The following is a 10,766-nucleotide window of genomic DNA, read 5'->3' on the forward strand; positions in this document are numbered from 1 at the left end:
GGCGCGGGGATCGGGGTCGGCATCGGCATCGGCATCGGGGTCGGCGCGGGAGCGGGTGCCGGGGACGCGAACTGCATGGACGCCGCGGGAGCGGGTGCGGGGGACGCGAACTGCATGGAGGCGGCGGGCGCCTGAGGCGGGGACGCGAACTGCATGGCGGCGGCGGGAGCGGGCGCGGGGGACGCGAACTGCATGGACGCCGCGGGAGCGGGTGCGGGGGACGCGAACTGCATGGAGGCGGCGGGCGCCTGGGCCGGGGACGCGAACTGCATGGAGGACGCGGCAGCCGGGGCCGGCATGCTCATGGCCTGCGCGGCGAGGTTGTGCATCCCGGTGCCGCTGGTCTCGCCCATCAGCCGGTCCACGGCCGCCGTACCCGAGCTGTAGCTGGTCCCGGTGCTCAGCTCCGGTACGGCGGCTCCCCTCCTGGACCCGTAGAGAACCGACTCCAGGCCGGACACCAGGCGACGCACGTCCACCTGGGGCCGGACCACGAGTCGCAGGAAGCGACTGGACGAGCCGACCTTGTTGCCGCACTCGCGGACCAGGATCCGGTGCTCGGTGAGGAGCCGGTCGCGGACCACGGTGCCCTCGGCGCCCACGGGCAGGCGCACGAAGAGGAAGTTCCCCTGCGACGGGTAGACCGTCAGCCCGGGGAGGGCGGAGAGCTGGCGGGCCATGTCCAGGCGGTCCCGGCGGACCTGGTGCAGGCTCTCCATGTACTCGGCGCCATGGTTCTTGAGCATGAACACCACGTACTCGGCGAAGGAGTTGAGGTTCCACTTCGGCAGCATCGAGCGGATCTTGCCGGCGAGGGCGGGGTTGGCGACCATGTAGCCGAAGCGGATGCCGTGCAGACCGAAGTTCTTGCCGAGGCTGCGCAGTACGACCACGTTGGGCCGCATGACCGCGTCCTGGACCGTGCTCGGCTCGGACTCGGCGTCGGCGAACTCCAGGAACGACTCGTCGATGACGATCAGGTCCAGGTCGGCCATCGCGTCCATGAACTGCACCAGCGCGTGCCGGTGCAGGAAGCCGCCGTCGGGGTTGTTCGGGTTGCAGATGACGGCGACCCGGGTGCCGCGGGCGCGGATGAACTCGGCGTACTGCGCGAGGTCCAGGGCGAAGCCGCTGGACTCCTGGAGCGGGAACATGTCGACGCGCTTGCCGGTCTCCATCGGCTGGTCGGTCCAGCGGCCGAAGGTGGGGACGGGGACGGCGAGGGACTCCCGGACCAGCAGGTGGTCGATCCAGGTGATGAGTTCGGTCGAGCCGTTGCCCATCGCCACGCACTGCGGGGGCAGTTGGAGCAGGTTGCACAGCTCGGCCGTGATGGTGTCGGCGCTGCTGGGGTAGTACGTGATGATGTCGCGCAGTCTGCTCGCCATGTCGTCGAACATGGCGGGCGTGGGGAAGTACGGGTTGCACGGGATACAGAAGTCCACCGGACCCACCCCGTCGCCGCCCTCACGCGTCAGCGCAGCCATCGAAGGGCTGTGCGCCGCAGTGCTGCGGAACAACGAGGTGACGTTGTCGGCCATGGAACCTCCGTAGGGGGCGGGCCCGTTGGGGACGAGCGGGCCCGACGACTAGGGCGGCCCGTGCGGGGGAGCACGGGCCGCTCATACATACGGAGGCTGAGGCGGCTCTGTTCAACCGCTGAGAATTCGGTGGGAACTTGTGAATCACCTGTGAAGAATCGCCGTGGGCCGCTGCCGGGTGGCTGTCATCCGAAGGCGTGGACCGTCGTCGATCGGTACGTCTCCCCAGGTCGCAGCACCGTCGACGGGTACGACGGCTTGTTCGGCGAGTCCGGGAAGTGCTGGGTCTCCAGGCACAGCGCGTCCCCTTGCCGGTAGGTCTTCCCGGACGGTCCGACGAGCGTGCCGTCCAGGAAGTTCCCGGAGTAGAACTGCAGCCCCGGCTCGGTCGTGGAGATCTTCAGTGTGCGGCCGGACGCCGGGTCGGTGAGCGTGGCGGCCCATTCCGGCCCGGCCGTACCGCCCTTGTCCAGGACCCAGTTGTGGTCGAACCCCTTGGCCCGGAGCAGCTGCGGATCTGCCGCGCGGACGTCCTTGCCCACCGCCTTGCCCGTGCGGAAGTCGAAGGGTGTGCCCGCGACGTCGGCCGGCTCGCCGGTGGGGATCAGGCCGGAGCCGATCGGGGTGTAGCGGGCGGCGGCGATCGTCAGCTCGTGGTCCAGGACCGAGCCGCTGCCTTCTCCCGCGAGGTTCCAGTACACGTGGTTGGTGAGGTTGACGACGGTGGTCCGGTCGGTGGTCGCCCCGTAGTCGATGCGCCACTCGCCCCGCTCGGTGAGGGTGTAGGTGACCTCCACGGCCAGCGTGCCGGGGTAGCCCATCTCCCCGTCGGCGCTGGTGTACGACAGCCGCAGACCCACGTCCGAGCCGTCCGTGAACGGCTCGACGTCCCACACGGCCCTGTCGAAGCCGTCCGCCCCGCCGTGCAGGCTGTTCGCGCCGTCGTTGACGGAGAGTTCGTACGTCTCGCCGTCCAGCGTGAAGCGGCCCGCGCCGATCCGGTTGCCGTACCGGCCGATCAGCGCGCCGAAGTAGGGCGACCCGGCGACGTAGTCCTCGACGGTGTCGAAGCCCAGGGAGATGTTCGCGTACCGGCCGTCCCGGTCGGGGGTCTCCAGGCACTGCACGATCCCGCCGTACGACAGGACCTTCAGACGGGTGCCGCCGTTCTCCAGCGACCAGCGGTGGATCTCGGTGCCGTCGGCCAGTTTGCCGAAGAGCTCCTTCACCGGCTTCCTGCCTCTCGTGGAAAAGCCGAGGGGCCCCGCGGGCTCGTGGCACGCGGGACCCGTCGACCAGCTCGAAAACCTGACTGCGAAACGTGACTGCGAAAACGTGACTACGAAAACCTGGCTGCGAAAACCCGGCTACGAACCGGACTTGCGCTTGTTCCACACATCGAACCCGACGGCCGCCAGCAGGGCCAGGCCTTTGATGACCTGCTGCCAGTCGGAGCCGACGTTGAGGAGGTTCATGCCGTTGTTGAGGACACCGAGGACGACACCGCCGATGATCGCGCCGAGGACGGTGCCGACACCGCCGCTCATGGACGCGCCGCCGATGAACGCCGAGGCGATGGCCTCCAGTTCGTAGTTGAGGCCAGCCTTCGGGCCGGCCGCGTTGAGGCGGGCGGCGATCGCCAGACCTGCCAGGGCCGCCAGGGCGCCCATGTTCAGGAAGACGTAGAAGGTGACCTTCTTGTCCTTCACGCCGGACAGCTTCGCCGCCGGCAGGTTGCCGCCGATCGCGTAGATGTGACGGCCGAAGACCGTGTTCCGCATGACGTAGCCGTAACCGACCACCAGCACACCGAGGATGATCAGGATGATCGGCGCGCCCCTCCAGCTGGCGAGCAGCATGGTGACGACGAGCAGCGCGGAGACGATCGCGACGAGCTTCAGCAGGAAGATGTTCATCGGCGCCACGTCGAGCGAGAACTCCCGCTGACGCCTGCGGTCCCGGACCTCCTGGAGCACCACGAAGGTGATCAGGACGAGGCCGAGGAGCAGGGTGAGGTTGTGGTAGTTCGTCTCCGGACCGGTCTCCGGCAGGAAGCCGTTGCCGATCTTCTGCAGGCCCGCGGGGAAGGGGCCGAGGGTCTGGCCCTGCAGCAGGATCTCCGTGACACCGCGGAAGGTCAGCATTCCGGAGAGGGTGACGATGAACGACGGTATCCCGAGATACGCGATGAAGTAGCCCTGGATCGCGCCGGCCAGGGCGCCCACCATCAGGCAGAGGACCACGGCGACGGGCCAGGAGACGTCGTGCTGCACGGTCAGTACGGCCGCGAAGGCGCCGACGAACGCGGTCAGTGAGCCGACCGAGAGGTCGATGTGGCCGGCGATGATGACCAGCATCATGCCGATCGCGAGGATCAGGATGTAGCTGTTCTGCAGCACCAGGTTGGAGACGTTGCGCGGCAGCAGCAGGTCACCGTCGGTCCACACCGCGAACAGCGCCACGATCACGCCGAGGGCGATCAGCATGCCGTACTGCCGCATGTTGCGGCGCATGCCGTCCAGCAACAGCTGGAGCAGACCTCCGCCCACCGCGCCCCCGCTCTTGCCGGGCGGCGCGGGGGCCGGGCTCTTGGCGGTCACATCCGTGCTCATCGGGTTACCTCTTTGTCCTTCGTCATCTGACGCATCAGCGATTCCTGCGTGGCCTCGGCACGCGGGAACTCGCCGGTCAGCCGTCCTGCGGCCATCGTGTAGATGCGGTCGCACATCCCGAGCAGTTCCGGCAGCTCGGAGGAGATGAAGACGACCGCCTTGCCCTCAGCGGCCAGCTTGTCGATGACCGTGTAGATCTCGTACTTGGCGCCGACGTCGATACCGCGGGTCGGCTCGTCCAGGATCAGCACATCGGGACCCGCGAAGATCCACTTGCTGAGGACGACCTTCTGCTGGTTGCCGCCGGACAGCTTGCCCACGGGCTCGAAGACGGTCGGCGCCTTGATGTTCATGGACTTGCGGTAGCGCTCGGCCACCTGGCGCTCCGCGTGCTCGTCGACCACACCGCGCTTGGAGACCTTCTGCAGGGCGCTCAGCGAGATGTTCCGGTTGATCGTGTCGATGAGGTTGAGGCCGTAGTGCTTGCGGTCCTCGGTGACGTACGCGATCCCGTGCTTGACCGCCTCCGGGACGCTCTTCGTACGGATCTCGGTGCCGTCCTTGAGGACCGTGCCCGCCGCGTACCGGCCGTACGTCCGCCCGAAGACGCTCATCGCGAGTTCGGTGCGGCCGGCGCCCATCAGACCCGCGATACCGACGATCTCCCCGCGCCGCACGTTGATCGACACGTCGTCGACGACCTTGCGCTGCTGGTCGATCGGGTGGTGCACGGTCCAGTTGCGGATCTCCAGGGCGGGGGCCACCCCGACCTCCGCCTCGTGCGGGGTGCGCTCGGGGAAGCGGTGGTCGAGGTCGCGGCCGACCATGCCGGAGATGATCCGGTCCTCGGTCGTGTCCGCCGACTTCACGTCGAGCGTCTCGATGGACTTCCCGTCGCGGATGATCGTCACCGAGTCCGCGACCTTGCGGATCTCGTTGAGCTTGTGGGAGATGATGATCGAGGTGATGCCCTGCTTCTTCAACTCCAGGATGAGATCGAGGAGTTTGTCGCTGTCCTCGTCGTTCAGGGCCGCGGTCGGCTCGTCCAGGATGAGCAGCTTCACCTTCTTCGACAGCGCCTTCGCGATCTCCACGAGCTGCTGCTTGCCCACGCCGATGTCGGCGACGCGGGTCTCGGGGTGATCGCTCAGACCGACCCGGCGCAGCAGCTCGGAGGCGTGCCGCAAGGTCTCGTTCCAGTTGATCAGCCCGCGCGTGGCGTGCTCGTTGCCGAGGAAGATGTTCTCCGCGAGGGAGAGGTACGGCACCAGCGCCAGCTCCTGGTGGATGATCACGATGCCGTGGTGCTCGCTGGCCCGGATGTCCTTGAAGGAGCAGAGCTCACCCTCGAAGAGGATGTCGCCCTCGTAGGTGCCGTGCGGATGGACGCCGGAGAGCACCTTCATCAAGGTGGACTTGCCGGCGCCGTTCTCACCGCAGATGGCATGGACCTCGCCCTGGCGGACGGTCAGAGTGACGTCCGACAGCGCTTTCACACCGGGAAAGGTCTTGACGATCGAGCGCATTTCCAGGACGGGTCCCGCCATGGTCTTGCCTTCCAATCCTTGAGATCCGACGCTTACTTGAGCTGGTCCGCCGTGTAGTAACCGCCGTCGACGAGGATCTCCGAGTAGTTGGTCTTGTCGACGCTGACCGGCTCCAGGAGGTACGCCGGGACGACCTTGGACCCGTTGTCGTAGGTCTTCGTGTCGTTCGTCTCGACCTTCTTGTCGTTCAGCACCGCGTCGACCATGTTCGAGGCGACCTTGGCCAGCTCACGCAGGTCCTTGTAGACCGTCTGCGTCTGGTCGCCCGCGATGATCGACTTCACCGAGGCCAGCTCGGCGTCCTGGCCGGTGAGGACCGGCAGCGGCTTGCTCTTGGAGCCGTAGCTGTCCGACTTCAGCGCCGACAGGATGCCGATGGAGATGCCGTCGTAGGGGGAGAGGACCGCGTCGACCTTCTCGCTCTTGTACGACTTGGTGAGGATGTCGTCCATGCGGCGCTGGGCGGTGGCGCCGTCCCAGCGCAGGGTGGTGACCTGGTTGATCTTGGTCTGGCCGGACTGGACGACGAGCTGCTTCTTGTCGATGTACGGCTGGAGCACGCTCATCGCGCCGTTGAAGAAGTACTTGGTGTTGTTGTCGTCGTTGGAGCCGGCGAACAGCTCGATGTTGAAGGGGCCCTTCTTGCCCGCCGTCAGACCGAGCTTCTCGACGATGTAGTTGGCCTGGAGCTCGCCGACCTTGCTGTTGTCGAAGGAGGCGTAGTAGTCGACGTTCGGGCTGTTGAGAATCAGACGGTCGTAGGAGATGACCGGGATGTCCGCGTCCTTGGCCTGCTGCAGCACGTTGTCGAGCGACTTGTTGTCGATCGCGGCGACGATCAGCGCCTTGACGCCCTGGGCGATCAGGTTCTCGATCTGCGAGACCTGCTGCTCGGGCTTGTCCTCGCCGTAGACCAGCTGGGTCTTGTAGCCCTTGGCCTCCAGGTCCTTGACGACGTTGTTGCCGTCGGAGATCCAGCGCTCGGAGGACTTGGTCGGCATCGCGATGCCGATGGTGGCACCCTTGGTGTCACCCGAGGACTTCTGCTCGCTGCCGCCCTCGGAGCTCTGACCGCAGGCCGAGAGGGTAAGGGCCAGGGAGGCGGCGGTGGCTATGGAGGCGAGAGCGGCTCGGCGAGTACGCATGATCATCTTCCTTGATGTTTATGAGGCCGGGATCCGGTGGAGCGAAGAGTTGTGTCGGAGTCTGTGCGACTGCGTCGGGTTTTGTGAAGGGGGGGTTTCCGGAACGTTATGCAGGCGTTCCGAACCGCTTCAACTCGCCCGGCAGCCGCGAGCCGAGCGGGGCCATGTCGCCGTCCGCTCCGTGCCGTGCGAGGAGGTCCAGGGCCAGCCGGCCGCGCCGTACGCGTTCCTTGGCCGTGGACAGGGTGAGGTCCCGCATGTGGTGCCCGTAGGGGTAGATCCCGGGGGACTTCGACAGGCCGAACTTCAGATAGATCGGTGCGCCGCGCCGGATCAGCTCGGCGACCTCGTACATCCGCACATAGCCGCCAAGATCGTCGGGGGCCTCGATGTACATGTCCATGGGAGCGCCGGACACCCGCCGGATCTCCGTGAGGTGATCGAGCGTCAGATCGCTCGGCACGTTGATCGAGTCGCCGCCGAGGTTCTCGTACACGGCGTACGCGGTCGGGTTGACCGGCCCGATCAGCGCCGACACCTTGAAGGTCGTGTCGGCCGGGATGATCCCCTCCACCCGCGCCCGGTGCAGTGTCCACAGCACACCCTCGTCGGCGACGAGCAGGCACTTCACACCCAGCTCGGTCGCGCGCACGGCGTCCTCGACACATCCGGCGACCGCGTCGTGACCGCGGGCCCTGAGGCCGGCGCCCTTGGAGTCGGTACGGGTGGAGGCGCCGATGTCCCAGGTGCCGCGCGGGCCGGTGAACAGGCAGAGCTCGATGTCGCGCTCGGCCGTCGCCTCCACCATCTCGGTGATCTCGGCGTCGGTGAGCATCCACACACCGCTGCCCTGGCTGATCCGGTGGATCGGCACATCGAGCCGCGAGGCCTCCTTGAGGACCACGGCGAGCGCCTCGGGCCCCTCGACGGAGGGGACCTCGGTGCGCCAGCTGCCGCCGCCGGGGAAGGAGTGCGGGGAGGCGTCGGAGGGATCGAGGGCGGGCGCGCCCAGGCCGAGCGCGGCAAGCGCCTGCTCGCCGGGTCGGCGCGGTGCCGGAGCGGTGGTGTCGGTCACAAGCTGTCCTTCACGGGTTCGATATTTCGGACAAGGTTCGCGGCTCTTGGTGCACAAAGCTCTTGGGTGTACGCCGGTACGAAGTCGTCAGGGAGCCCCGTACCGGCGTACGGCTCAGGGGTGTGTCATGGCCGCAGCAGGACCTTTCCGACCGTCGGGTCGCCGGACCCGACCAGCTCGATGGCCTGCGAGAACTCCTCCAGCGGCAGCTCGTGCGTGACGAGCGGCAGCGGGTCCAGCAGTCCGGCCCCGAAGACCCGCACGGTGTGCGCCCAGGCGTCGGGGGCCGCACCGAAGACGGTGTGCACCTCCAGCTGCCGCACGACGAGATCCGTCGGGTCGAGCCCGTCCGCGCCCGGCGCCGGGATGCCCGTCAGGACCAGTCGCCCGCCGCGCCGCAGCAGTGCGGCGGCCGTGCGCGCCGCGTCCGCGGACCCGGCGGTCTCGATGACGACGTCGAAGTCGCCCGGCAGTTCCTGGTCCTTGGTGCGGAAGTCCGTGGCACCGAACCGCTTCGACAGCTCCGCCCGGTCCGGACGGGTGCCCACGACGAGCAGCTCGGCCGGTGAGCCCGCCTTCAGGAACTGAACGGCGAACATGCCGAGCGTTCCCGTGCCCACCACGGCGACCCGCTCGCCGGGGACGGCGTTCGCCTTGAGCGCGGCGGCCGCGATGCACGCGGCCGGCTCCAGCAGCGCCGCCGCCGTCAGATCCGCGTCGTCCGGGAGAACGTGCAGCAGGCGGGCGGGCAGCGTGAGGGTCGTGGCCATCGCGCCGGGCTGGGTGAACCCGGTCTCCTCGTACCCCGCCGAGCACAGTGTGGTCTCGCCCGCGTGGCAGCGGTTGCACACCTGGCAGTTCCGGAAGCCCTCGCCGACGACCTTGCGACCTACAAGACTTGAAGGGACACCGTCACCTACGGCCGTGACCGTTCCGGACCACTCGTGGCCCGGTGTGAGGGGGTAACGGACGTACCCCTCCGGCCGGTTGCCCTGGAAGACCTCGCGGTCGCTGCCGCAGATCCCGGAGGCGTGCACCCGGACCAGGGCCTCGCCGGCCTCCGGCTGCCGGGGCTCGTGCGGGACGAGCCGGTGCTCGCCCGGTGCCTCGATGACGACGGCGGTGGCCGCGTCGGGCGAGGTGCTCACTCGGTCCCCTTGGGCTTGCGCTGCTCCCAGCCCTCGGCCCACAGGTCGAACCGGGCCTGCTGCTGCGGGAACTCCGCCGCCGCGTCCACGTCCAGCTCGACACCGAGACCCGGCTTGTCGGAGAGGTGGAAGTAGCCGTCCACGACCTCCGGGGCCCCCGAGACGACCTTCTTGATCTCCGCGTCCGCGAAGTCGTTGAAGTGCTCCAGGATCTTGAAGTTCGGGGAGGTGAAGCCCACCTGCAGGGACGCCGCGGTCAGCACCGGCCCGCCCACGTTGTGCGGCGCGACCAGCGTGTAGTGGGTCTCGGCGGTCGCGGCCAGCTTGCGGGTCTCCCAGATGCCGCCGATGTGGCCGACGTCCGGCTGGATGATGTCCACGGCCTGGCTCTCGAAGAGCTCCCGGAACTCGATCCGGTCGTGGATCCGCTCACCCGTGGCCACCGGGATGTCGACCTTGGCGGCGACCTTCTCCAGCGCCTTCAGGTTCTCCGGCGGGCACGGCTCCTCCAGCCACGCGGGCTTGAAGGGGGCCAGGTCCTTGGCGAGGCGGACGGCGGTCGAGGGCGAGAACCGGCCGTGCATCTCCAGCATCAGCTCGGAGTCCGGCCCGATGGCGTCGCGCACGGCCTCGATCAGGGAGACCGCGTACATGCTCTGCTCGTGGTCCAGCTCGAAGTGGCCGGTACCGAAGGGGTCGATCTTGAGCGCCTTGTAACCGCGCTCCATGACCCCCTGCGCCGCCTTGTGGTACGCCTCGGGCGTGCGCTCGGTGGTGTACCACCCGTTGGCGTACGCCTTGACCTTGTCGGTGACCTTCCCGCCCAGCAGCTGCCAGACGGGGACGCCGAGGGCCTTGCCCTTGATGTCCCAGCAGGCCATCTCGATGACGGCGATGCCTGACATGACGATCTCGCCGGCCCGACCGTAGTCGCCGTACTTCATCCGCTTGACCAGATCCTCGACAGCGAACGGGTCGGAGCCGAGAATGTGGTTGGCCTGTGCCTCGTGCAGATAGCCGAGCAGTGCGTCGGTGTGGCCGAGCATGCGGGTCTCGCCGACGCCGGTGAGCCCCTCGTCGGTGTGCACCAGGACGTAGGTCAGGTTCCGCCACGGCGTCCCGACCACGTGCGTGCTGATTCCCGTGATGCGCACGGTACTCCCTGTCCTCTGTGGTCTGTTCGAAATTTCGTCGCTCGTTCGAAATGCTGGTCGCGACAGTAAGGACGACCCGGTCGGAGTGTCAATGGGTCGAACGCACAACGGTTTCGGGTCGATGGTCGCCGATGGCCGGGATGGCGGGCAAATGATCCGGACCGTCCCCGCCGCGAGGCCCCGGTCCACGAGGTTCCTACACAACTTTCACGGGCCCACCCGGGAACGTCACCACTGCGGAACATAATCTTCCGGCGTCATGGATTACTGCCACCCGTGCCAACGGCACCTCAATGGCGCCCTCTCCTGTTCGGGGTGCGGCGCGTCGGCCGAAGAGTGCCGGGCCCATCCGGACGCGCTGTCCGTCCGGGACCACGCGGCCGTGGACGAGCGCGAGGACGCGTCCGGGGGGGAAGCCACCCCCGAGAGCCCGAGCGGCGGACGCCGTGCCCGATCCCGGTCCCAGGGCCGTGGTCGCGGCGGGCGGGCGGGGCAGGGCGACATGCCCGTGGGTGAACGCGACGACGCGTTCGAGGACGCGGCC

8 protein-coding genes and 1 pseudogene are annotated in these 10,766 nt (G+C 68.0%); 1 reads left to right on the forward strand and 8 read right to left on the reverse strand.

Annotated elements, in window-relative coordinates:
- The 8 genes and pseudogenes from AWZ10_RS19115 to AWZ10_RS19150 form a co-directional block, all read right to left on the reverse strand.
- Positions 1-1,541 (reverse strand): pyridoxal phosphate-dependent aminotransferase (locus AWZ10_RS19115; protein ID WP_060891656.1); only part of this gene is annotated, 1,541 nt, incomplete at its 3' end.
- Between the two features lie 185 nt (positions 1,542-1,726).
- A pseudogene (locus tag AWZ10_RS19120) lies at positions 1,727-2,788 on the reverse strand (aldose epimerase family protein); the annotation flags it as partial.
- Between the two features lie 120 nt (positions 2,789-2,908).
- Positions 2,909-4,153 (reverse strand): multiple monosaccharide ABC transporter permease, encoded by a 1,245-nt coding sequence (gene mmsB, locus AWZ10_RS19125; protein WP_046706569.1) that lies wholly within the window; start codon positions 4,151-4,153, stop codon positions 2,909-2,911.
- Positions 4,150-5,700, reverse strand: a complete 1,551-nt coding sequence (gene mmsA / locus AWZ10_RS19130; RefSeq protein WP_046706570.1) for a multiple monosaccharide ABC transporter ATP-binding protein — start codon at positions 5,698-5,700, stop codon at positions 4,150-4,152. Before mmsA ends, mmsB begins: the two co-directional genes overlap by 4 nt.
- Positions 5,701-5,732: 32 nt before the next feature.
- Positions 5,733-6,845, reverse strand: a complete 1,113-nt coding sequence (gene chvE / locus AWZ10_RS19135; protein ID WP_078935491.1) for a multiple monosaccharide ABC transporter substrate-binding protein — start codon at positions 6,843-6,845, stop codon at positions 5,733-5,735.
- 106 nt (positions 6,846-6,951) lie between these two features.
- Entirely contained in the window at positions 6,952-7,920 is a 969-nt protein-coding gene (locus AWZ10_RS19140; protein WP_037704426.1) for a hypothetical protein, read from the reverse strand.
- 125 nt (positions 7,921-8,045) lie between these two features.
- Complete coding sequence (locus tag AWZ10_RS19145; protein ID WP_060891658.1) at positions 8,046-9,068, reverse strand: zinc-dependent alcohol dehydrogenase; 1,023 nt, start codon at positions 9,066-9,068, stop codon at positions 8,046-8,048.
- Positions 9,065-10,222, reverse strand: a complete 1,158-nt coding sequence (locus AWZ10_RS19150; protein WP_046706573.1) for a mandelate racemase/muconate lactonizing enzyme family protein — start codon at positions 10,220-10,222, stop codon at positions 9,065-9,067. Before AWZ10_RS19150 ends, AWZ10_RS19145 begins: the two co-directional genes overlap by 4 nt.
- 259 nt (positions 10,223-10,481) lie before the next feature.
- Between AWZ10_RS19150 and AWZ10_RS55750 the strand changes: the two genes are divergently transcribed.
- A partial coding sequence (locus tag AWZ10_RS55750; RefSeq protein WP_425264498.1) for an SCO2400 family protein occupies positions 10,482-10,766 on the forward strand: 285 nt, incomplete at its 3' end.

Source organism: Streptomyces europaeiscabiei (genome assembly GCF_001550375.1).
Taxonomy (GTDB): domain Bacteria; phylum Actinomycetota; class Actinomycetes; order Streptomycetales; family Streptomycetaceae; genus Streptomyces; species Streptomyces europaeiscabiei.